Genomic DNA, 20,585 nt, shown 5'->3' with positions numbered 1-20,585 from the left:
GTCCCTTCGCCGAAGGAGAGCGACCATGTCCGGGATCGCGGATCGCAAGGAAGAGGTCGCCGAGGCGCGGACGCCTCTGACGGGCGCGCCCGCCCTGCAGCTGGTCTACGATTCTGCGCCGATCGGTCTCGCCGTCCTGTCTCCGGATTGCCGGTACCTGCAGATCAACCAGCGCCTCACCGAGATCTGCGGCATCTCGGTCGAGGGACATCTCGGACAAACCGTGCGCGACTGCGTGCCGGGCCTGGCCGACGCGGTCGAGAGCATCGTCGGCTCGATCATGTCGACCGGCGAGCCCATCGCGGGAATCGAAGTCGCCAGCCAGCGCAGGGACCGGCCCGAAAACCGCTGGTGGGTCACCTACTGGCATCCGCTGCGGGATCCGGATGGCCGGATCATCGGCGTCAACGTGGCGGCCGAAGAAGTCACCGAGCGCAAGAGGGCGGAAGCGGCGCTGCGCGAGAGCGAAGAGCGCTTTCGCGAACTCACCGACAACATCAGCCAGTTCGCGTGGACCGCCGACGCGAGCGGCTGGATCTACTGGTACAACAGGCGTTGGCACGATTACACGGGGACGACGCTTGAAGACATGCAGGGCTGGGATTGGCAGAAGGTCCATCATCCCGATCATGTGGAGCGCGTGGTCGAGCGGATCCGGCGCAGTTTCGAAATGGGCACTCCCTGGGAGGACACCTTTCCCCTCCGCGGCAAGGACGGCAACTATCGCTGGTTTCTGTCGCGGGCTCTCCCGATCCGGAACGAGGCGGGCGCCGTCGTCCGCTGGTTCGGCACCAACACCGATGTGACCGAGCAGATCGAAGCCGAGAACGCGCTGCGTCTGAGCGTCGAGCGGCAAACGGCGACCGCGGACATTCTGAAGGTCATCGCCGGATCTCCCTCGGACGTCCGGCCGGTATTCGAGGCGATCGCCGAGCGCTCGAACCGACTGATGGGGGGGCTCTCGACCGTATTCCTTCGTCTTGCCGACGACATGGTCGAGCTTGTCGCCTTCACCTCCGCCGATCCTGACGGCGACGCGGCCCTCAAGGCCTCGTTTCCGAGATCCGCCGCCGAGTACCCTCTGCTCGATCTGGTTCGAGACGGCCGGGTTGCCGAGATAGCTGACACGGAAAGCGAGTTGGGAATGAGGACCGGGGCCCGAGACATCGGGCGGGCGCGCGGTTTCCGCAGCGTTCTGCTCACGCCGTTGAAGAACGAGCAGGGTCTTCTCGGCCTGATCAGCGTCACCCGGCGCGAGCCGGGCCCCTTCGCCGAGCATCATGTCCAACTGCTCCGGACCTTTGCCGATCAGGCGCTGATCGCGATCGAGAACATGCGGTTGTTCGATCAGGTCAGGATGCGGACTGAGGAACTGTCGCGCTCGCTGGAGGACCTGCGCGCGGCGCAGACCCGGCTGATCGAGACCGAGAAGCTGGCATCGCTCGGACAGCTTACCGCGGGTATCGCCCACGAGATCAAGAACCCGCTGAACTTCGTCAACAACTTCGCGTCGCTTTCGGCCGACCTCGTGGGAGAGTTGAACGAAGAGCTTGAGTCGGATGAAATCGACCGCTCCGCGGTCGCCGAGCTCTCGGGCATGCTGCGGGGGAATCTCGAAAAGGTCGTCGAACACGGCGGGCGGGCCGACTCCATCGTCAAGAACATGCTGCTGCATTCCCGCGAGGGCGGCGGCGAGCTTCGCTCCATGGATATCAACGCCCTGCTCGAGGAAAGCCTCAATCTGGCCTACCACGGCGCCCGCGCCGAAAATCCGCACTTCAACATCGCCGTCGAGCGCGACTTCGATCCCGAGACGGGCCGCGTCGTGCTCTATCCGCAGGAGATCACGCGGGTCCTTCTCAATTTGATCTCGAACGGCTTCTACGCAGCCACCCAGCGCAAGGAAGCCGGCGGTGCCGGCGAGCCGAAGCTGAAGGCGACGACCAGAAGTCTCGGGAACGAGGTCGAGATCCGGATCCGCGACAATGGTGCGGGGATCCCGCCCGACGTTCAGAAGAAGATGTTCAATCCATTCTTCACGACGAAGCCCGCCGGGCAGGGGACCGGCCTCGGATTGTCGTTGAGCCATGACATCGTGGTCAAGCAGCATGGCGGCCGGATCGAGGTCCTGACGGAGCCTGGCGAATTCACGGAATTCATCGTGACGCTGCCTCGCGACTCGGCGACCCGAGGAAATGCTGGAGTGGGCAAGTGAGCGTGTACATCCTTGTCGTCGACGACGAGCCCGATGTCGAAACTCTGTTCAGGCAGCAGTTTCGGCGCGACTTGAAATCCGGTCGCTTCATGATGGAATTCGCGTCTTCGGCGCCGGCGGCTCTGGCTCGGGCCGCCGAGATCGGGGACGCCTCGTTGGTCCTCATCCTCTCAGACATCAACATGCCGGGCATGAGCGGTCTGGAGATGCTTCCCGTGGTGCGCGCGGAGCGCCCCGAAGTACCCGTCATCATGATCACCGCCTATGGCGACGCGGACACCCGCCGCAAGGCGCTCGAAGGCGGCGCAAAAGGTCTTGTCACGAAACCGATCGATTTCGTCCTGCTGAGGACCGAGATCGATAACATGCTGGGACCAGCGGCATGACGGCAACCATTCTCGTTGTCGACGACGAACCCGACCTGGAGAGCCTGGTGCTGCAGAAGTTCTGCAAGCAGATCCGGGAGGGCTCGGTCTTGTTCGTGTTCGCCCATGACGGTCTGGAGGCGCTCGCTTCGATCGAAGAACACCCGGACGTCGACCTAGTCGTCTCCGACATCAACATGCCTCGGATGGATGGGCTCGCGCTGCTCGCGAAGCTTCAGGAGGCCGACGACCGCAAGTCGACCATCATCGTCTCGGCCTACGGCGACATGAGCAACACATCACGCGGCCAATTCGGATCGTCGGAAGATCGTCTTTTCGATAGTCAGCTCCAGATCGCGGCCGGGCAGGGACTTCGACCCGACCTCCGCGTCCCACGCAACACCTCCAAGGAATTCCGACGCCGCGCCGATCTGCTCAATTTCGGCATCAAGCTCCACACCTTGCGCGGCATCCACGCGACGGCGCCACTCGATGCCGGATGGACCCCCGACATGGTCGCTAGGCGTCTCGGCGACGACCCGGCCGTCGTCATGCGCAACTACGTCAAGCGGAAGCGCAGCACCGAGGCGCAGGAGAAGATGAAGTCGACGCTCACCGCGCTTGCGGCGGGCTTCCTAAAGCCGTAGAGACGCCTTTGTCCCCAAACTGTCCCCAAACCAAGGACTGTTCGCATTGCGTTCATCGGGGCCAGCCGCTAAGTGACTGATATTGTGAGCTGGAAGGGTGGCCGAGTGGTTTAAGGCACCGGTCTTGAAAACCGGCGTGCCCGCAAGGGTACCGTGGGTTCGAATCCCACCCCTTCCGCCAGTCTATCCGAACGGGGTCTCTCGGTCGGGCTTTCCCGAGCAGGTGATCGGTGGATCAGGCGTTAAATCCGGACGGGCTCGACAAGCTCAAGCTCCGCATTCGGGCGTTGCGCGCCAAAACCATCGCAAATGGCTGCACCGAAGACGAGGCGCTGTCTGCCGCCGCCAAGGTTGCCGAGCTGCTGGATCGCCACGATTTGTCGCTCTCCGACGTCGAGCTGCGCGCCTCGCCGTGCGAACGGAGGGTCTACGAGACCTATCGCAAGAAGCGAATTCCCCTGGACGACTGCATCGGCGCGATCGCTCATTTCTGCGATTGTCGGGTATGGCGCGAGAAGAACGCGACCGGCGAGAACATCTATGTGTTCTTCGGTCTCGGCGCGGATGTCGAGGTCGCGCATTACCTGGCCGAATTGATCGACGGCGCCGTGCGCGCCGAACTTGGCCGCTTCAAGACCTCGGTCGACTACGCCCGGTTCCGGCACCAGCAGCGGCATCTGGCCAATGCCTCCTTCGCACTCGGGATGGTGGGGTCCATCGCGGACAGGCTGGTGGCAATCAAGGCCGGTCGCGATCAGGTCAACGAAGGCACCGGCCGCGGGCTGGTGGTCCTCAAGACCTCGGTGGTCGACGCAGAATTCGACAAGCTCGACCTCAATCTCCGGAACCAGCGCAGCTCCGGCCGGATGGTGTCGATGACGGCCTATGAAGCCGGTGGCGCCGCCGGAGCGTCGCTGGCCATCAATCCCGGGCTTGGCGGAGCGCGGTCAGGGACCACTGCCAAAGGAAGCTGAGCGCATCAGGGCGCGTGAGCTACGCCGTGCCACACGTGCCCTACGCCCGTCTTTTTCGAGTGGGCAGCCTTGGCAAACCGAAAACCTCAGCTCTTTGGACCGCCGCCCTTCAGCGCATTCCAGGCGGCCTGGTTCGCTTGATCGAACGCCTTACGGGATTCGGCGAGGGCGGCGCTCAGGACCGACCAGGATTCGCTGCCGGCCTGCTTCAGCTTCTGCAGACGCGCTTCGGCTTCGGACGCATCGGATTTCATCTGCTTGAGCGCGGCATCGATATCGACGGTGCGGGCTTCGGTCACTTCGCCGGCGGCCTTGCGGAATTTGTCCGCAGCTTCGCGCCAGGCCTTGGCCTGTGCCGCTGCGACGTCCTTGAAGGTGGCTTGCTGCTGCTCCAACTGTTTGCCGGCGCCTTCGAAGTAGGTTTTCACCTGGGCTTCGAATCCAGCCCACTGCTTTTCCAAATCGGCCTTGGCGTCCGTCCAGGCGGCTTCACCTGCTTCCGCCTGGGTCTTGAGTATCGCCTGAAACGCGTCACGGCGCGTCGTCAGATCGGACAGAAGTTGATCCGTCTTCACCTTGGACTCGGCCTTGGCCTGACCGGCCTTGACCTCGAACGAGGCCAATGCGGCATCCATCTCGTCGATCCGCTCCTTGGCCCAATTGAGGTAAAAATGCATGCTGCTCTGCTGTGACATGGCCGTCTCCATCTGCTTGACGACGTGAGATTCCCAGAGCTTCGGCCTGCTCGTATTGACCTGTCTCAATCATGCCGTGGTCTCACGAAATTGCGCCGGCGGCAGCACGGACTCAGCGCCTGGCAACCTCTACCTCCTGGATTCGTGGAACCCCTTGAGCGTTCAGCGCGTTTAGACGCGAATGCCAATTGCGAGGTCCACCTGCTTCAGAGCTCATCCACCCTGATCCCCGGCGACACCGTCTGGCGGCGGTGCAAGGCGCGGCACGTGGCGGTTCTGAACGATGCTGCCGCTTATTTCGCAGCCCTGCGCGAGACGCTGCTCGAGGCGGAAGATATCGTCTACATCATCGGGTGGGACATCCACAGCGAGACCAGGCTGGTCGGATCGTCGGGGCGGGCGGATGACGGCTTGCCGGAACAGCTCGGCCCATTTCTGCGTGCCCTCGTTCACCGCCGGCCGGACCTGCGGATCAACATTCTCGTCTGGGACTTCGTCTCGTTCTACGCCTCCGAACGGGAATGGAATTCCGCGGCCAAATTCACTGCCGACACGGACGGCCGCGTCCGATTTCATCTGGACTCCACGCTTCCGTTCGGTTCGGCCCAGCACCAGAAGATCGTCTGTATCGATGGTTCACTGGCGTTCGTCGGCGGGCTCGATCTGACGATCAGGCGCTGGGACACGAGCGATCATCGCGCCGATCACGAACTGCGCTGCGACCCCCAGGGCAAGCCATACCCGCCGTTTCATGATGTTCAATGCGTGGTCGACGGGGATGCGGCCGCCTCGCTGTTCGAGCTGGCCGAGGAGCGCTGGCGTGCGGCAGGCCAACAGATGCAGGATCGGCGTGCGCAAAAGAGTATGCGCTGGCCGGCGGATGTGCCGGTCGAGGCTGAGCTCATGCCGGTTGGGATCGCCCGGACCGAGGTGGTCTGTCCTGCTGGTTCGACCATCAGGGAGGTCGAACGCTCCTTGATTGCGGCGATCCGGTCCGCGACGAGCTTCATCTACATCGAGAACCAGTTCACCAGCGCCATCAAGATCGCGCGTGAGTTGGCGGAGCAGATGCAGCGCGTGCCGTCGCTCCGGGTTCTGGTCGTCGCTCCAAAACTGCATTCCTCGTGGCTGGAATCCCAGGCCATGCAGAACGGCCGTGGCGCGTTCATCGACTGCTTCAGCGAGGCTGGCGTGGCAGATCGCATCCGCTTCGTCTACCCGGTCTCACGAGAGGGAGACACGGAAGCGGCCGTGATGGTGCACAGCAAGCTCATGATCGTCGATGACAGGATCTTGAGGATCGGCTCGGCCAATTTGAACAACCGGTCGATGGGCGCCGACAGCGAATGTGATCTGATCTTTGAAGCCGCATCCGACGAACATCGAGAGTTCGTCGCTTCAGTTCGGCATCGCCTGATAGCCCATTTTTGTGGCCTCGACGAACAGAGCGTCAGGCAAAACGACGATCGTCTTCTTGCTCTTATGGACGAGGTGTCGAAAGCCGATGGCCCGAAGACGCTGCGGGCAGTGGAAGCCTCAGTCCTGACCAGCACCCTTGCAACGATGGTTCAGCCGGTGGCAGACCCTGAGCGGCCCCTTCATCTCGAGCGGGCGGCATCGCGCATGTGGAGCACGAAGACCGTCATCGGGATCGTATCGATCGCCGTGGCGCTTTTTGGCTTGGCGATAGCCTGGTCGTACACCTCCTTAGGCGATTTCGCCGACACGGGCCGCATCTCGAATTTGCTGTCGACTTACTCCCAATCCGTCTGGGGGCCGCCACTCGCAATCGCGGCCTTTGTCGTCGGCGGGCTGGTGGTGTTTCCGGTGCTCGTGCTCATTGCAGCAACGGCTGCCGCGCTTGGGCCATGGCTGGGTTTCGCCACGGCGATCGCCGGTGTCTTGCTCAGCGCCCTCATCCTTTTCGTGATCGGGCGCGCCCTCGGACGGCAGCGGCTTCAGCAGTTGCTCGGACGACGCGCCGCGCGGATCCAGGACCGCGTTGTCGGCAAGGGCGTCCTGGCTGTCGTCGTCATCCGGATGATTCCCATCGCACCGTTCTCGGTCGTGAATGTCGTGGCTGGCGCGAGCACGCTGCCTTTACGCGACTTCCTGCTCGGAACCCTGCTTGGCATGACGCCCGGTATTCTTGCCATGGCCGTGCTGGGGGCTCAGATCGCGGATTTGGCCCGCAATGCATCCTGGAGCAGCATGTTGCTGTTGGTGCTGGCGTTCCTGGGGTGGCTCGGCGTCTGCGCGGGCGCGCAATTCCTCGCGACCTGGCTCGCCGGGAGGCGCTGATGGCGCTGGTGCGCTTCATGACGTGGAATGTGCACGGCACGTTCAATCTCAATCCGAAGTTCGATCTGGAGGGGGTCTGCTCCATCCTTCGCAAATGGGCCCCTGATGTCGTCGCGCTTCAGGAGGTGGATTCGCGATCGAGGTCCGACGATCCGTTCGCGAAGCTGGCGAGTGTCGTCGGCGATCACCGCGTTCACGCCAAGTCGATTGTCACTGCGGATGGCGACTACGGTCAGATGCTCCTGAGCCGCTTTCCGTTCTCCGGGGTGCCCGAAATCGTCGACGTGTCGTATCGGGAGCGCGAGCCGCGCAGGGCCATTGCCACTGGCCTCCTGACGCCGGTCGGTGACGTGCGTGTGGTTGCCACGCATCTCGGCCTGAGCATCCACGAGCGATATGCCCAGGCACAAACCCTGGTGAGCCTGGTGAAACCCGGAAGGACCGTCGTCCTCGGCGATTTCAACGATTGGTTTTGGGTCAAGTCGGTGCGGCGTGTGCTCGCGCAGGCCTGCCCCAACCGTACGCGGCTGCGCACCTTCCCATCGCGCTTGCCCCTTATGCGGCTTGACCGGATTTATGCGACGTCTGATAGCCGGATCGAGAAGGTCTGGACCGACGTGGAGGCGAGAGCCTTCTCGGACCATCTGCCCGTCATTGCCGATGTTGAGATCCAGGGGGCTTCGAGAAGTTAGAAAAACCTTTATTGTCCAATAGCATAGCTACTGTGCATGGGGTTGTTTTTCGATATTTGTTGGAGCGGCCTTCGGGGAGGGCGGACAGCTTGAGTTCCAATTTGCGGGGCCGCGGGGTCCACCTTGTGGAACCCTTTCGCCGCGTCTGCGTTGTCTCCGCATGACTGAAGACCTTTCCTTCCGACGCAAACCCCTGACCCCCGAGCAGCGCCAGGCGCGCGATGCGGCACGCCGGATCGAGGCCGAAAAGGCCATGCGCGACCATGAAGAGGCGCAGAAGGCGTTTTACGCCAACAAGGAGCGGCTGAAGGCCGAACGGCTGGCGCGCGAGGCGGCGGCGGCGAAGGTCTGATCCTGCGCGGGTCCCGCCCGCAATCTTCTGATGCGATCTGTCCGGGCGATGCCGCCGGCTAGTGCCGGTTCGGCGTCCTCGTCGCGCTCCAAGCCAGCCTCAGCGCCTGGACGGCCCCTGTGAACGCACCACGGGGCGATTGCGCCTCGATGGCTTCGGCTGCGATGCGGCAATCGTCGGCGACCTTGAGCAACCCGCTTCGCGCGAGGTCCATGGTGGAGAGGGCGGCCTGCTCCAGGCAGACCCGTTCAAGCCGTCGAAACTCCCGCAGCTCTTTGTTCATGCGTCAGCTCTCGGTATGCCCCAGGCCATGCGGCGCTGAGTCTGCTTAACGATCAGTAAACGATCTCCGCCTAGCCAAGTCGGCTGGCGCCGGGCTTGTGCGGGCCATGCACGCGCCCGGCGCGGGGGCGCATCGGCAGGCTTGACGGCGTTTGGCTTCCGCCGGAAGGTTCAGAACTGACGTGAAGCACGGAGACGTTCGCCCCCAGCCAGTCCGACACCCATCAGCGCAAGTGCAAATGGAGCTGACCATGACCACGTTCGACAAGCGCGAGCAGGGCTTTGAGGCCAAATTCGTCCACGACGAGGAATTCATGTTCAAGGCCACCGCCCGGTCCAACAAGCTGCTTGGGCTCTGGGCTGCAGGCCAGCTCGGACTCAGCGGCGATGCCGCGGCAAGCTACGCAACCACGCTGGTGACGGACCATCTGGAGAGCCGGGCGATCGCCGATGTCGTGGACAAGGTGTCAGGCGATCTCGCCGCCAAGGGCATCGCGCGTGAGCAGGTCGCGCTGAAGCTTCAGGAGTGCCTGCATCAGGCGCTGGCGCAGCTCGAAGTGGACAAGCAATAAGGCCGACGTTGGTAACTCACTCGGCCTGCTTGCGCGTGCCGGAGTCTCCGAGCTTGTCGACATAGGCAATGCCGATCGCCGAGGCGATGAAGGTGAGGTGGATCAGCACCTGCCACATCACGCCGGTCTCGGTGAAGCCGGCGCGGTTCGAGCCGAGATTGCCGGCCTCGATGAAGGTGCGCAGCAGCGCGATCGAGGAGATGCCGATGATGGCCATGGCGAGCTTGATCTTGAGCACGCTCGCATTGACGTGGCCGAGCCATTCCGGCTCGTCGGGATGGCCCTGCAGGTCGAGCCGCGAGACAAACGTCTCGTAGCCGCCGACGATCACCATCACGAGCAGGTTCGAGATCATCACGACGTCGATCAGCGCCAGCACGCTCATCATGATCTGCTGCTCGGTGAGATCGATCGCGTGCCAGGAGAGGTGCCAGAGCTCTTTCAGGAACAGCACGATATAGACGCATTGCGCCACGATCAGTCCGAGATACAGCGGCAGTTGCAGCCAGCGCGAGCCGAAGATGATCATCGGCAGCAGGCCCAGGCGCGGCGAGGGCGAACGGGGTTCGGATTGGGGTGAAGGCTCAACCGACATTCAGGCAGCGTCCTCGCAATCGAAACGATCTCGCTTTCATCTAGCCCGATAACATGGCCGGCGAAAGACGCGCCGCGCGTCTCGCCTTCGGCGGATCGCGCCATTCGTGCTAGCGTGCCGAACGGCCATCGCGCGACGATGTGGATCGGGAGGCGGGGAGTGACGAGGAGTGGCTTTCGCAGATGGTCTGGCGGCATCGCGCTCGCCGGCGCGATCATGGTTGGCGCGGGCACCGCGGAGGTCTCGGCGACACCGCTGACCCCGTTTCGCTACGAGGCGCAGGCGCAGCGTCATTGCCCGCACGACAAGGTGGTCTGGCTCGACTTCAGGAAGGGCATCTACTACCGCAAGGGTCAGAAGCGGTACGGCCAGGGGTTCGACGGCAGCTTCGTCTGCCTGAACGAGGCCCGCGACGGCCGCTATCGCCGCTCCCTGCTGGGCCTGCGCTGAGCGGCGCCTGACGCCGGCTATTTCTGCGCCGGCAGCCTGATCGGCACGTGCGGGGAGGTGCTGATGACCCGGGGGCTGCCGTCAGGATAGGAGCGGTCGCCGCGGATCAGGGATTCCAGGACCAGGAAGAATTTCTCGGCAAGCATTTGCGTCACCCTCGTTGGTGATGGCCTCTGGAAATGAGTCGAGGCACCGAACGCGGGAATTCAATCAACAGAATGGGAGCGGGACATCGGCGCATGATGCGCCGCGATGGAGCCGTGCTGGAGGGTAACGAAGCGGGGCTCAGGCAAACGCCAGTGCCACGAGGCTCGAGCAGAGCAGAACCAAGCCGCCGGCGGTCAATGCCAGGAAGCCGTCAGATACCAGGTCATGGTTGCGCATGTGACACCTGCCGCTCTCGTTTTCGATGCTCGGTCGGATCGATCAAAATTGTCCGAACGCGCCGCTTGAAAGAGGTGATGCTTGCCAATCGCGCGAGTGCCCTTAGGCCCTCGTGCGGTAACCTTCAAACGCATGGGCCAGGAAGATCCCCGCGCTTACCAGACCCATCAGTGCCGAAACCGTCTCGATCATCGTTAAATTCCAAATCCCACCCTTGCATCCGAGAAAACGCGTGCGGCCTTGCACAGTCAAAAGAATTCCAGTGAAGGCAGCGACAATGGGGGTGGAGTGAGGATTTGGCGCAACAGAATGTCCAAGCGTGGCACAGAGTTGGTGCGATCGCTCCGTAGAACAACGGAAAAATGCGAACGTCTCGTTTACCATCCCGGCGGGATCGCTGTGGGCTCCCCATTTCCGCCGTGTTCGGGTTGCGTTATCGTTACCGCTTCCGACGCGGTGGTGGGCCGCCTCGGATTAAAGGACCGGACAGCGCTCCCCGTAGCCAAAGCGGGGTGGGTACGCCTCCGGCAAAGTGGTATTTGGGGCGCATGGGGATCCGACGGTCAGATTCGGTTTTGCGGGCCGCACGCGGTGCTGCGGCGGTCGCGGCCTGCGTTGCGCTTGCCAATTGCGCCTCCTCCAACAAATTCGCCAGCCGCGTCGATCCGAAATACGGCGTGTCCTCGAGCCCCCGGGTCGTGGCGTTCGGGGACCCGGTTCCGAAGGGCGGCGGCACCTATCGCGTCGGCAAGCCCTATGTCGTGGCGGGCCGGACCTACGTGCCGGAAGAGGACGTCAACTATCGCGCCGAGGGCATGGCGTCCTGGTACGGCGATGATTTCCACGGCCGCCTGACCGCCAATGGCGAAGTGTTCGACATGACCTCGCTGACCGCGGCGCATCCGACCCTGCCGATGCCGTCCTATGCGCGGGTGACCAATGTCTCGAACGGCAAGTCGCTGATCGTGCGCGTCAATGACCGCGGGCCCTATCACGGCAACCGCCTCATCGACGTCTCGAACAAGGCCGCCGAACTGCTTGAATTCAAAGGCAACGGCGTCGCCAAGGTCCGCGTCGAATATGTCGGCCGGGCGCCGCTCGAAGGCTCCGACGACCGCCAGCTTCTGGCGACCCTGCGCACCGGCGTTCCGGCGCCGTCGCCCTCGATGGTCCGGGTCGCCTCGGCCAAGCCCTTCGTGCCGGAATTGCCGGGATCGAGCCGCGGTGCCATTCGCGGCGACGTGCCGATGCCGGAGGGGCGGCCCTATAATCTCGGCACCACCTCCGCCGACATGGCTTCGCTCAATGCGACCTCGGAAATGTCGGCCTCGAGCCGCAATCGGGGCCGGGCGGTCCAGAACGCGCGCGCCGTGTCCTATGACGAGGACGGCCGCTACGCCGCCGAGAACGCGCCGTCATCGGCGGACGGGGCCGCCGAGGCCCGCAGCATCCTGAGCGGCCGCGGGCTCTACTAGGCCGCGCTTTCCTTCAGGAATTGCACCAGCGCCGCATTCACCTCGTCGGGCCGTTCCTGCTGTACCCAATGGCCGGCGCCCTCGATGATCAGCTTCTGCTTCAGATTGGGCAGCACGCGCTCGAGCTCGTTGACGCGCTTGGCGCCGATCAGGCCGGTGATGACGGCGTCCCGGGAGCCGGCGATGAACAGCGAGGGCTGATGGATCTGCGCATCCTGCCAGGGCGCCGTCAGCTCCCAATTGCGGTCGATGTTGCGGTACCAGTTCAGCCCGCCGCGAAAGCCAGACTTGCGGAAGCTCTCGGTGAAATAGGCCAGATCAGCCTCGCCGAGCCAGCCGGGCAGCGGTTCCTCGGTGGTGGCGTGGCTGAGAAAGCCCTTGCCCTCCTGCACGAACATGGCGGCGGTGGGATCGGCGAGGCCGCGTCCGCCGAGCACGATGCGCATGGTGCGGGCGACGTCGCGTTCCAGCTCGGCCTCGGCGACGCCGGGCGCCTGGAAGTACTGCCAGTAGAAATTGGTGACGCCGCCCTGGCGCAAGAGGTCGAGCGGCTTGCCGCGGCCGCGGAACGGCGGCGGCACGCTCAGGCCGGCGGCCGCCGTGAAGATTTCCGGCCGGAACAGCGCCGCATGCCAGGCGACCGGCGCGCCCCAATCGTGGCCGACCACCATCGCCGTGGTCTCGCCGAGCGCCTGCACCAAGCCGACCACGTCGCCGACCGTGTCGAAGATCGAGTAGGCAGCAACCTCAGGCGGCGCGGCGCTTTGGCCGTAGCCGCGCATGTCGGGGGCGACGACGTGAAACCCGGCCGCGGCGAGCGCGGGGATCTGATGGCGCCAGGAATAGGACAGCTCCGGCCAGCCATGGCACAGCACCACCAGCGGACCCTGACCGGCTTCGCGGATGAAGAGGTCGATGCCGTTGGCCTTGATCACGCGGGTGGAAGACATCGCTTTTCCGCCTTGTTTCAGGGGTTTGGTCGAGAAACATAAGGCGCCACGATAGGGGCGCGGCGAGAATCGTGCAATCTCAGGGACAGGCGTCGAACCGCGTGTTGTTCGCATCTGTTCCAACTGTTAGAACGCCTCTCTCAGGGCTTCGCCATGGCATTTCGTCTTCCTTTGCTTCGTCGTAACTGGCTCACAGCCGGAACACTGGCGCGCGGGCTGGTCGCCGCGATTCTGGTGGCAAGCATCGGCTGGAGCGGGGCGCTTCTGGCCGCCAACCAGAGCATCCAGGGGGCCAAGAAGCCTGATGATGCCGGCTTCGACGGCGATGCCCCGACTGCGATCCTGATCGAGGCCTCCTCAGGCAGCGTGCTGTTCGAGAAGAACGCGGACGAGCTGCGCGCGCCCTCCAGCATGATGAAGCTGATGACGGCGGAGGTCGTCTTCAATGCCATCAAGAAGGGCGACATCAAGCTCACCGACGAGTACCGGATCAGCGAGAATGCCTGGCGCCGGGGCGGCGCGCCCTCTGGCGGCTCGACCATGTTTGCCGCCATCAACAGCAAGGTCTCGGTCGACGATCTCCTGCACGGCGCGATCATCCAGAGCGGCAACGATGCCTGCATCGCGCTCGCCGAAGCCATGGCCGGCAACGAGAAAATCTTCGCGGCGGACTTCATGACCAAGCGCGCCCGCGAGCTCGGCATGACCAGGTCGACCTTCGGCAACTCCAACGGCTTGCCCGATCCCGCCAACAAGATGACGGTGCGCGAGCTCGGAATCCTCGCCCGGCACATCATCCTGGACTTCCCCGAATTCTACAAACTGTTCGGCGAGAAGGAGTACACCTGGAACAAGATCCGCCAGCCCAACCGCAATCCGCTGCTCAATTCGATGGAAGGCGCCGACGGCCTGAAGACCGGTTATACGAAGGAGGGCGGCTACGGCATGGTCGGCTCGGCCGTGCAGAACGGCACGCGGCTGATCGTCGTCGTCAACGGATTGGAAGATCCCGAGGATCGCGCCACGGAAGCCAAGAAAATGCTGGAATGGGGTTTCCGCAATTTCGAGACCCGCACGTTGATCGCGGCCGAGCAGCCCGTCGGCTACGCCAAGGTGTTCGGCGGCGAGAGCCGCTCGGTCAAGCTCGTCGCCAAGACTCCGGTGAAGGTGATGGTGCACAAGAACGGCAGCGACAAGCTGATTGCGCGCGTCGTCTATAGCGGTCCGGTGCGTGCGCCGGTCGAGGCCGGCCAACGGGTCGGCGTGGTCAAGGTCTGGCGCAGCGGCAACATCGCGGTGGAGACGCCGGTCTATGCGGCCGAGGCGATCGGCACCGGCTCGACCGTGCGACGCGCGATTGACGGTGCCAGCGAGCTCGTGATCGGCATGTTCCGCGCAGGCGCCGAGAAGCTCTGATCATGAGTGAGAGCGCGCTACAGCGGCCGTCCGGACGCGGACGCTTCGTCACCTTTGAAGGCGGCGAGGGCACCGGCAAGTCGACCCAGATCAAGAAGCTTGCCGACCGCCTCAAGGCAGCAAAGCTCCGCATCCGCGTGACGCGCGAGCCGGGCGGCTCGCCGGGTGCCGAGATCATGCGTCATCTGGTGCTGTCGGGCATGGGCAAGCTGCTCGGCCCCGAGGCGGAGACGCTGCTGTTTGCCGCCGCGCGCGACGACCATGTCCGCACCGTGATCCTGCCTGCGCTCAACCAGGGCACCTGGGTGCTGTGCGACCGCTTCGCCGACTCGACGCGGGCCTATCAGGGCAGCCTCGGCCAAGTGCCTGAGGGCCTGATCAACGCGATGCAGCGGGTCACGATCGGCGATCTCAAGCCGGACCTCACCATCATCCTCGACCTGCCGGTCGAGATCGGCCTCCAGCGCGCGGCCGCGCGCCGCGGCAACAGCACGCCGGACCGGTTCGAGGGCGAGAAGCTCGGTTTCCACCAGGGCCTGCGCGAGGCCTATCGCAAGATTGCCGAGGACGATCCCGCACGCTGCGTGCTGATCGACGCCAATTCCGACCCTGACACGGTCGCAGGCCGTGTCTGGACGGCGCTGCGCGATCGTCTCCTTCCCACACCAGCCTCGGTGGTTTCCGTATGAGCCCGCGTCAGACCGAGCGCGAAACCGCCATTCCGCATCCGCGCGAGACATCGAAACTGTTCGGTCATCGCGAGGCGGAGACCGCGCTGTTGACGGCCTATCGCAGCGGCCGCATCCCTCACGCCTGGCTGATCGGCGGGCCGCAGGGCATTGGCAAGGCGACCCTGGCCTATCGCATGGCGCGCTTCGTGCTAGCTCATGGTCAACCGCTTGGGCCTTCCGTGCAGCGCGCCGAAGACCTCGCGATCGATCCCGATGACGCCGTGGCGCGGCAGGTGGCGGCCGGCTCGCATGGCGGCCTGCTGACGCTGGAGCGTACCGCCAACGACCGCGGCGTGATGCGCACCGTGATCACCGTGGACGAGACGCGCGAGACGATCGGCTTCTTCGGCTCGACCGCCGCGGCCGAAGGCTGGCGCGTCTGCATCGTCGATACCGTCGACGAGCTCAATCCGAACGCGGCCAACGCGCTGCTGAAAATCCTCGAGGAACCGCCGCAGCAATCGCTGTTCCTCTTGGTCAGCCACGCGCCCGCGCGCGTGCTCGCCACGATCCAGTCGCGCTGCCGCAAGCTGCGCCTGCGATCGCTCGCCACGAATGATGTGATCGGGGCGGCGGCGTCGGCGGCCGAGCTCGATCCGAACGTTCCTGCGCTGCGCGAGGCGGCGGAGGCCTCCGAGGGCAGCGTTGCACGGGCTCTGACGCTCCTCGGCGGCGATGCGCTCAAGCTTCAACAGCGCACGGCGGCGCTGCTCGCGCGCCTGCCGCAGGTCGATCCGCGCGAATTGCACACGCTCGGCGATTCGCTCGGCACCAGTGACCGCGTCGCGCTCGCGGCCTTCATCGACGGCATCGATCGCTGGATCGCGGAACGCCTGCATGCGGACGAGGCCAATGCCAACCAGAACCTGCCGCGCCTTGCGCGCCTAGCCGAGGTATGGGAAAAGATCGTCCGCGCCGCGCGCGACACCGAAACCTACAATCTGGAACGAAAGCCCTTGGTTTTCTCGGTGTTCGGCTGGCTGGCGGACGCAACGCGCTAAAGCATGATCCGGAACAGTGCGCAGCGGTTTTCCGAAAGATCATGCGCAAATCAATAATCGAACCCAGGTTCGTTTCCAGATTTCGAGAAGCCGGTAAAGGAATTCGTCGTGGCAACGCGAGCTAAGAAGACTGCTAAAGGCAAGGGCCGCAACAAGGCTGCGAAGAAGGCCGCAAAGAAGGCCGTGAAGGCGCGTGCGTCCAAGGCCAACGCCAAGGCGGCCAAGAAAGTCAAGAAGACCAAGAAGGCCACGGCCAAGAAGGGCGCGAAGAAGAGCGCCGTGAAGACGGCAAAAAAGGCGGTCAAGAAGGCTGCGAAGAAGCCGGCCGTCGCCAAGAAGGCTGTGAAGAAGGCCGCCAAGAAGCCAGCCAACAAATCAGCCAAGATCCCCGCCAAGTCGCCTGCGAAGACGGTGGCCAAGAAGGCGAGGGTGGTCGCGCCTGTGATCGCAGCGCCGGCCCCCGCCGCCACGCCGCCGAAGGCTGCAAAACCGAAGGCCCCGCGCGCGCCGAAGCCCGCTGCAGCACCGCAAGCCGCAGCGCCCGCAGCCACACCAAGGGCTGCCGCGCCCGTTGCCGCCCCCGCGCGCGACAACGTCTTCTACATCACGACCGCCATCGCCTATCCCAACGGCAGTCCGCATATCGGCCACGCCTATGAGGCGATCGCGACCGACGTGCTGGCGCGCTTTGCGCGGCTCGACGGCAAGGACGTGTTCTTCCTGACCGGCACCGACGAGCACGGCCAGAAGATGGTGCAGACGGCGGCCGGCGAGAACATGGCCGTCTCCGCGCTCGCTGCCCGCAATGCCGGTCGCTTCAAGGAGATGGACGAGCGTCTGAACGTGTCGTTCGACCGCTTCATCCGCACCACCGAGGAGCAGCATCATCGCTCCAGCCAGGAGATCTGGCGGCGCATGGAAGCGAACGGCGATATCTATGCCGACATCTATGCCGGCTGGTATTCCGTGCGGGAGGAGGCGTATTACGCCGAGGATGAAACGCGCTTGAACGATGACGGCGTCCGGCTCGGCCCGCAGGGCACGCCGGTCGAATGGGTCGAGGAGAAGAGCTATTTCTTCCGCCTGTCGGCATACCAGGACAAGCTGTTGAAGCTTTACGCGGACCAGCCTGACTTCATCGGGCCAGACTCTCGCAAGAACGAGGTGGTGAGCTTTGTCAGAGGCGGCCTGCGTGATCTCTCGATCTCGCGCACCACCTTCGATTGGGGCGTCAAGGTGCCTGGTGACGAAGAGCACGTGATGTATGTCTGGGTCGACGCGCTGACCAACTACATCACCGGCGTTGGCTTCCCCGACGAGAACGACGGAAACTGGCGCTATTGGCCGGCCGACGTGCACATCATCGGCAAGGACATCATCCGTTTCCACGCGGTGTATTGGCCGGCGTTCCTGCTGTCGGCCGGGATTCCGCTGCCGAAGCGGGTCTATGCCCACGGCTTCCTGTTCAGCAGGGGCGAGAAGATGTCGAAGTCGGTCGGCAACGTCGTCGATCCCTTCAATCTTGCCGACCAGTACGGCGTCGACCAGGTGCGCTATTTCTTCTTGCGCGAGGTGCCGTTCGGACAGGACGGCAACTACAATCACGAAGCCATCGTGGCGCGCATCAACGCCGATCTCGCCAACGATCTCGGCAACCTCGCGCAGCGTTCGCTGTCGATGATCGCCAAGCAACTCGGCGGCGTGTTGCCCGAGCCCGGCGAATTCAGCGACAACGACAAGGCAATCCTGGCGATGGCCGACGGCATGGTCGCCGCGTCACGCGCGGCCATGGCGACGCAGCAGATCCATCACTGGCTCAACGCCGTGTGGGCCGTGGTCGCGGAGGCCAACCGCTATTTCGCGGGCGAGGCGCCGTGGGCGCTCGCCAAGACCGATCCGGCCAGGCAGAAGACGGTGCTCTACGTCACCGCCGAAGTCGTGCGCCAGATCGCGATCCTGGCGCAGCCCGCGATGCCGACCGCCTCGGGATTGCTGCTCGACAGCCTCGGCATCCCGGATGGGGAGCGTAACTTCGCCATGCTCGGCGGTGCCAAGCGCATCGCGCCCGGCTCGACCCTGCCGGCGCCGACGCCGGCGTTCCCGCGCTACATCGAGCCGGCAGCCTAGGACGTTTGCGCGATGCTGGTCGACAGCCACTGCCATCTGGATTTTCCGGATTTTGCGGAAGATCTCGACGGGATCGTATCGCGGGCACGCGCGGCCGGCATCGGCCGCATGGTCACGATCTCGACCCGGGTGCGGAAGCTCGACCAGCTTCTGGCCATCACTGAGCGCTATGACGACGTCTACTGCTCGGTCGGCACTCATCCGCACAATGCGGATGAGGAGGACGGTATCGCATCGGATGAGCTGGTTGCGCTGACGGAGCATCCCAAGGTCGTCGCGCTCGGCGAAGCCGGGCTCGACTATTTTTACAACAACGGCTCGCCAGAGGCGCAGGCGAGGGGCTTTCGCGCCCACATCGCCGCCGCCCGCACCACCGGCCTGCCGCTGGTGATCCACACCCGCGAAGCCGACGAGGACTGCGCGCGCATCCTGGAGGAGGAGGCGGCCAAGGGCGCGTTTCGCGCCGTGCTGCATTGTTACACCGGCGGGCGCGAGCTGGCGCTGAAGGCCGTGTCGCTCGGGCTCTATATCGGTTTCACGGGCATCCTGACCTTCAAGAAATCAGAGACTTTGCGGGCGCTGGCGGCCGAACTGCCGGCCGATCGCATCCTGGTCGAAACGGACTCGCCCTATCTTGCGCCCGGCAAGTTCCGGGGCAAACGCAACGAGCCCGCTTATGTGGTCGAGGTCGCCAAAGTGCTGGCCGAGACGCGCGGCGTATCGTTTGACGAGATCTCGCGCCAGACCAGCGAGAACTTCCTCCGCCTGTTCTCGAAGGTGAAAGCTTGAAACCGGGAGCCGCATGACGCTGACGCTGACGATCCTGGGCTGCGGCTCCTCCGCCGGCGTGCCGCGCCCGGCACTGGGCTGGGGCGCCTGCGATCCCAACAATCCCAAGAACCGCCGCCGCCGCTGCTCGCTGCTGGTCGAACGGACCTCCGAGCACGGCACCACGCGCATCGTGATCGACACCTCGCCGGACCTGCGCGAGCAATTGCTCTCGACCAATGTCGATCACATCGACGCGGTGTTCCTGACGCATGAGCATGCCGATCAGACCCACGGCATGGACGATTTGCGTTCGGTCGTGATGCACATGCGCCGTCGTATCCCGACCTATTTCAACCAATCGACGGCCAAGGACATCCTGTCGCGGTTCTCCTATTGCTTCATCGCGCCGGAGGGCAGCGATTATCCGCCGATCCTGACCCGGCATTCGATCGAGGCGGGCGAAAGCCAGACCGTACTGGGGAAGGGCGGCGCCGTGGAGTTGACGGCCTTCCTGGTGCAGCACGGCAACATTCCCGCGCTCGGCTATCGCATCGGGGATGCGGCCTACACGCCCGACCTCAACGACATCCCGCGCGAGAGCTGGGGTGCGCTGGAAAATCTGGACCTCTGGATCGTCGATGGCCTGCGCTACACCAACCATGTCAGCCATTTCAGCATCAACGACGCGCTGTCCTGGATCGAACGGTTCAAGCCGAAGCGCGCGGTCATCACCAACATGACGGCCGACGTCGATTACGAAGTCATCCGGCAATCGCTGCCCGCGGGCGTCGTGCCCGCTTATGACGGGCTGCGGCTGGAAACGCACTGAACCTGCGGTAGAAATTCCCGCCACAAGCGGGCATAGTCCTTGCTTGCACCGGTTGCATCATGTTGATCTAACGTCTGAAAGACAGACGTTGGGCAAGAGCGATATTGAAGAGGATCGGCGGCACGAGATATGTGACCGCCGGGTCGGCTGTATCGCCCACATGTGAGATGGGGATCGCGTGGCAGGGGACGACGTAACGGCAGGGGGACTGGTGCGCCGCGCTCTGGATCTCCTTTATCTCGGGGCAGGCTACGCCGCTGGCGTCTTCCTGGTTGCGATCTTTGCAATCATGATGACGATGTCGGTCGGGCGCCAATTTGCGATCAACATTCCCGCCGGCGATGATTTCGCGTCCTGGTGCATGGCCGCGATGGCGTTCCTCGGCCTGGCCCATACCTTCAAGCGCGGAGAGATGATCCGCGTCGGCCTGCTGCTGGAACGTCTGCACGGGCGGACCAAGCAGATCGCGGAGATCGTGGCGCTCGGGATCGCCACCGCCTTCGTTCTCTATTTCACCCGCTATGCCGTGCAGATGACCTACGATTCTTGGCGCTTCAACGATATGGCGCAGGGCGTCGTCGCGCTTCCGCTCTGGATTCCGCAGCTCGGCTTCGCCGGCGGTCTTGCGATCCTGTCGATCGCGTTGATCGATGAAATGGTCAATGTCGTCGCCGGCAACCGGCCGACCTACGAAAAGGGCTCGCCGGACGAGACGCCGGACGAGTTCATCGAGCGCATCTCGCAAGGCGGCGGAGGTTGAC

Annotated in this window: 21 protein-coding genes, 1 tRNA gene and 1 pseudogene; 18 read left to right on the top strand and 5 right to left on the bottom strand. The window is 64.2% G+C overall.

The genetic code is table 11. The features are described from left to right. Nucleotides 1–25: 25 nt before the first annotated feature. From CV770_RS13295 to CV770_RS13275, 5 genes and pseudogenes are all read left to right on the top strand, one after another. Nucleotides 26–2,215 carry a PAS domain-containing sensor histidine kinase gene (locus CV770_RS13295; RefSeq protein WP_104462662.1) on the top strand — a complete coding sequence of 730 codons (2,190 nt, stop codon included), beginning with the start codon at nucleotides 26–28 and terminating at the stop codon, nucleotides 2,213–2,215. Continuing rightward, a complete protein-coding gene (locus CV770_RS13290) occupies nucleotides 2,212–2,601 on the top strand; it encodes a response regulator (protein ID WP_104462661.1) in 390 nt (129 codons plus the stop codon). Before CV770_RS13295 ends, CV770_RS13290 begins: the two co-directional genes overlap by 4 nt. Next, nucleotides 2,598–2,894, top strand: a pseudogene (locus CV770_RS43290) (response regulator transcription factor); the annotation flags it as partial. The gene CV770_RS13290 and the pseudogene CV770_RS43290, both read left to right, overlap by 4 nt. 424 nt (nucleotides 2,895–3,318) lie before the next feature. Beyond that, nucleotides 3,319–3,408, top strand: a tRNA-Ser gene (locus CV770_RS13280). A 49-nt stretch (nucleotides 3,409–3,457) separates the two neighbouring features. Beyond that, complete coding sequence (locus CV770_RS13275; RefSeq protein WP_104462659.1) at nucleotides 3,458–4,201, top strand: DUF7168 domain-containing protein; 744 nt, start codon at nucleotides 3,458–3,460, stop codon at nucleotides 4,199–4,201. Between the two features lie 86 nt (nucleotides 4,202–4,287). Here CV770_RS13275 and CV770_RS13270 read toward each other — a convergent pair whose 3' ends face one another. Then, complete coding sequence (locus tag CV770_RS13270) at nucleotides 4,288–4,896, bottom strand: sll1863 family stress response protein (protein WP_104462692.1); 609 nt, start codon at nucleotides 4,894–4,896, stop codon at nucleotides 4,288–4,290. Between the two features lie 267 nt (nucleotides 4,897–5,163). On the opposite strand from CV770_RS13270, the gene CV770_RS13265 reads away from it, so the two are divergent. The 3 genes from CV770_RS13265 (at nucleotide 5,164) to CV770_RS13255 (ending at nucleotide 8,241) form a co-directional block, all read left to right on the top strand. Then, the gene (locus CV770_RS13265; protein ID WP_104462658.1) at nucleotides 5,164–7,197 is read left to right on the top strand and encodes a VTT domain-containing protein; all 2,034 of its coding nucleotides are present in this window, start codon (nucleotides 5,164–5,166) and stop codon (nucleotides 7,195–7,197) included. Beyond that, nucleotides 7,197–7,889 (top strand): endonuclease/exonuclease/phosphatase family protein, encoded by a 693-nt coding sequence (locus tag CV770_RS13260; RefSeq protein ID WP_104462657.1) that lies wholly within the window; start codon nucleotides 7,197–7,199, stop codon nucleotides 7,887–7,889. Before CV770_RS13265 ends, CV770_RS13260 begins: the two co-directional genes overlap by 1 nt. A gap of 160 nt (nucleotides 7,890–8,049) precedes the next feature. Beyond that, entirely contained in the window at nucleotides 8,050–8,241 is a 192-nt protein-coding gene (locus tag CV770_RS13255) for a hypothetical protein (RefSeq protein ID WP_091956675.1), read from the top strand. Between the two features lie 58 nt (nucleotides 8,242–8,299). Here CV770_RS13255 and CV770_RS13250 read toward each other — a convergent pair whose 3' ends face one another. Further along, entirely contained in the window at nucleotides 8,300–8,524 is a 225-nt protein-coding gene (locus CV770_RS13250; protein WP_028144631.1) for a hypothetical protein, read from the bottom strand. 250 nt (nucleotides 8,525–8,774) lie between these two features. On the opposite strand from CV770_RS13250, the gene CV770_RS13245 reads away from it, so the two are divergent. Then, the gene (locus tag CV770_RS13245; RefSeq protein ID WP_038970337.1) at nucleotides 8,775–9,095 is read left to right on the top strand and encodes a DUF1476 domain-containing protein; all 321 of its coding nucleotides are present in this window, start codon (nucleotides 8,775–8,777) and stop codon (nucleotides 9,093–9,095) included. Between the two features lie 16 nt (nucleotides 9,096–9,111). Here CV770_RS13245 and CV770_RS13240 read toward each other — a convergent pair whose 3' ends face one another. After that, entirely contained in the window at nucleotides 9,112–9,690 is a 579-nt protein-coding gene (locus CV770_RS13240) for a TIGR00645 family protein (protein WP_091956676.1), read from the bottom strand. A 159-nt stretch (nucleotides 9,691–9,849) separates the two neighbouring features. Between CV770_RS13240 and CV770_RS13235 the strand changes: the two genes are divergently transcribed. Continuing rightward, nucleotides 9,850–10,140, top strand: coding sequence for a hypothetical protein (locus CV770_RS13235; protein WP_104462656.1), 291 nt, complete (start codon nucleotides 9,850–9,852; stop codon nucleotides 10,138–10,140). 17 nt (nucleotides 10,141–10,157) lie between these two features. On the opposite strand, the gene CV770_RS43865 is transcribed toward CV770_RS13235, so the two are convergent. Beyond that, complete coding sequence (locus CV770_RS43865; RefSeq protein WP_283811309.1) at nucleotides 10,158–10,286, bottom strand: hypothetical protein; 129 nt, start codon at nucleotides 10,284–10,286, stop codon at nucleotides 10,158–10,160. Nucleotides 10,287–11,072: 786 nt separating this feature from the next. Between CV770_RS43865 and CV770_RS13225 the strand changes: the two genes are divergently transcribed. Then, nucleotides 11,073–11,999 carry a septal ring lytic transglycosylase RlpA family protein gene (locus tag CV770_RS13225; RefSeq protein ID WP_091956678.1) on the top strand — a complete coding sequence of 309 codons (927 nt, stop codon included), beginning with the start codon at nucleotides 11,073–11,075 and terminating at the stop codon, nucleotides 11,997–11,999. On the opposite strand, the gene CV770_RS13220 is transcribed toward CV770_RS13225, so the two are convergent. Next, nucleotides 11,996–12,949, bottom strand: coding sequence for an alpha/beta fold hydrolase (locus CV770_RS13220; RefSeq protein WP_104462655.1), 954 nt, complete (start codon nucleotides 12,947–12,949; stop codon nucleotides 11,996–11,998). The two genes, CV770_RS13225 and CV770_RS13220, sit on opposite strands and share 4 nt — an antisense overlap. Before the next feature lie 153 nt (nucleotides 12,950–13,102). Between CV770_RS13220 and CV770_RS13215 the strand changes: the two genes are divergently transcribed. From CV770_RS13215 to CV770_RS13185, 7 genes are all read left to right on the top strand, one after another. Further along, nucleotides 13,103–14,365 (top strand): D-alanyl-D-alanine carboxypeptidase family protein, encoded by a 1,263-nt coding sequence (locus CV770_RS13215; RefSeq protein ID WP_165637329.1) that lies wholly within the window; start codon nucleotides 13,103–13,105, stop codon nucleotides 14,363–14,365. 2 nt (nucleotides 14,366–14,367) lie between these two features. After that, nucleotides 14,368–15,054, top strand: a complete 687-nt coding sequence (gene tmk / locus CV770_RS13210; protein ID WP_018320476.1) for a dTMP kinase — start codon at nucleotides 14,368–14,370, stop codon at nucleotides 15,052–15,054. Further along, nucleotides 15,051–16,097 (top strand): DNA polymerase III subunit delta', encoded by a 1,047-nt coding sequence (locus tag CV770_RS13205; protein WP_104462654.1) that lies wholly within the window; start codon nucleotides 15,051–15,053, stop codon nucleotides 16,095–16,097. Before tmk ends, CV770_RS13205 begins: the two co-directional genes overlap by 4 nt. Before the next feature lie 108 nt (nucleotides 16,098–16,205). Continuing rightward, entirely contained in the window at nucleotides 16,206–18,224 is a 2,019-nt protein-coding gene (gene metG, locus CV770_RS13200) for a methionine--tRNA ligase (protein WP_104462653.1), read from the top strand. Nucleotides 18,225–18,236: 12 nt separating this feature from the next. Then, nucleotides 18,237–19,013, top strand: a complete 777-nt coding sequence (locus CV770_RS13195; RefSeq protein ID WP_104462652.1) for a TatD family hydrolase — start codon at nucleotides 18,237–18,239, stop codon at nucleotides 19,011–19,013. 13 nt (nucleotides 19,014–19,026) lie between these two features. Then, on the top strand, nucleotides 19,027–19,824 hold the full coding sequence (locus CV770_RS13190; RefSeq protein ID WP_091956684.1) for an MBL fold metallo-hydrolase: 798 nt from the start codon (nucleotides 19,027–19,029) through the stop codon (nucleotides 19,822–19,824). 211 nt (nucleotides 19,825–20,035) lie between these two features. Continuing rightward, nucleotides 20,036–20,584 carry a TRAP transporter small permease gene (locus tag CV770_RS13185; RefSeq protein WP_245453750.1) on the top strand — a complete coding sequence of 183 codons (549 nt, stop codon included), beginning with the start codon at nucleotides 20,036–20,038 and terminating at the stop codon, nucleotides 20,582–20,584. Nucleotide 20,585: the final 1 nt, after the last annotated feature.

Source organism: Bradyrhizobium sp. AC87j1, from assembly GCF_002936975.1.
Lineage (GTDB): Bacteria > Pseudomonadota > Alphaproteobacteria > Rhizobiales > Xanthobacteraceae > Bradyrhizobium > Bradyrhizobium shewense.
Note: the sequence above shows the minus strand (reverse complement) of the source record. Positions and strands in the feature narration are given on the sequence as shown.

Excerpts from the sequence above, each read along its gene's own strand:
- CV770_RS13295 (WP_104462662.1), top strand. The coding sequence starts at position 26 with ATGTCCGGGATCGCGGATCGCAAGGAAGAGGTCGCCGAGGCGCGGACG.
- CV770_RS13270 (WP_104462692.1), bottom strand. The coding sequence starts at position 4,896 with ATGTCACAGCAGAGCAGCATGCATTTTTACCTCAATTGGGCCAAGGAG.
- CV770_RS13260 (WP_104462657.1), top strand. The coding sequence starts at position 7,197 with ATGGCGCTGGTGCGCTTCATGACGTGGAATGTGCACGGCACGTTCAAT.
- CV770_RS13255 (WP_091956675.1), top strand. The coding sequence starts at position 8,050 with ATGACTGAAGACCTTTCCTTCCGACGCAAACCCCTGACCCCCGAGCAG.
- CV770_RS13250 (WP_028144631.1), bottom strand. The coding sequence starts at position 8,524 with ATGAACAAAGAGCTGCGGGAGTTTCGACGGCTTGAACGGGTCTGCCTG.
- CV770_RS13245 (WP_038970337.1), top strand. The coding sequence starts at position 8,775 with ATGACCACGTTCGACAAGCGCGAGCAGGGCTTTGAGGCCAAATTCGTC.
- CV770_RS13240 (WP_091956676.1), bottom strand. The coding sequence starts at position 9,690 with ATGTCGGTTGAGCCTTCACCCCAATCCGAACCCCGTTCGCCCTCGCCG.
- CV770_RS43865 (WP_283811309.1), bottom strand. The coding sequence starts at position 10,286 with ATGCTTGCCGAGAAATTCTTCCTGGTCCTGGAATCCCTGATCCGCGGC.
- CV770_RS13225 (WP_091956678.1), top strand. The coding sequence starts at position 11,073 with ATGGGGATCCGACGGTCAGATTCGGTTTTGCGGGCCGCACGCGGTGCT.
- CV770_RS13220 (WP_104462655.1), bottom strand. The coding sequence starts at position 12,949 with ATGTCTTCCACCCGCGTGATCAAGGCCAACGGCATCGACCTCTTCATC.
- CV770_RS13215 (WP_165637329.1), top strand. The coding sequence starts at position 13,103 with ATGGCATTTCGTCTTCCTTTGCTTCGTCGTAACTGGCTCACAGCCGGA.
- tmk (WP_018320476.1), top strand. The coding sequence starts at position 14,368 with ATGAGTGAGAGCGCGCTACAGCGGCCGTCCGGACGCGGACGCTTCGTC.
- CV770_RS13205 (WP_104462654.1), top strand. The coding sequence starts at position 15,051 with ATGAGCCCGCGTCAGACCGAGCGCGAAACCGCCATTCCGCATCCGCGC.
- CV770_RS13195 (WP_104462652.1), top strand. The coding sequence starts at position 18,237 with ATGCTGGTCGACAGCCACTGCCATCTGGATTTTCCGGATTTTGCGGAA.
- CV770_RS13190 (WP_091956684.1), top strand. The coding sequence starts at position 19,027 with ATGACGCTGACGCTGACGATCCTGGGCTGCGGCTCCTCCGCCGGCGTG.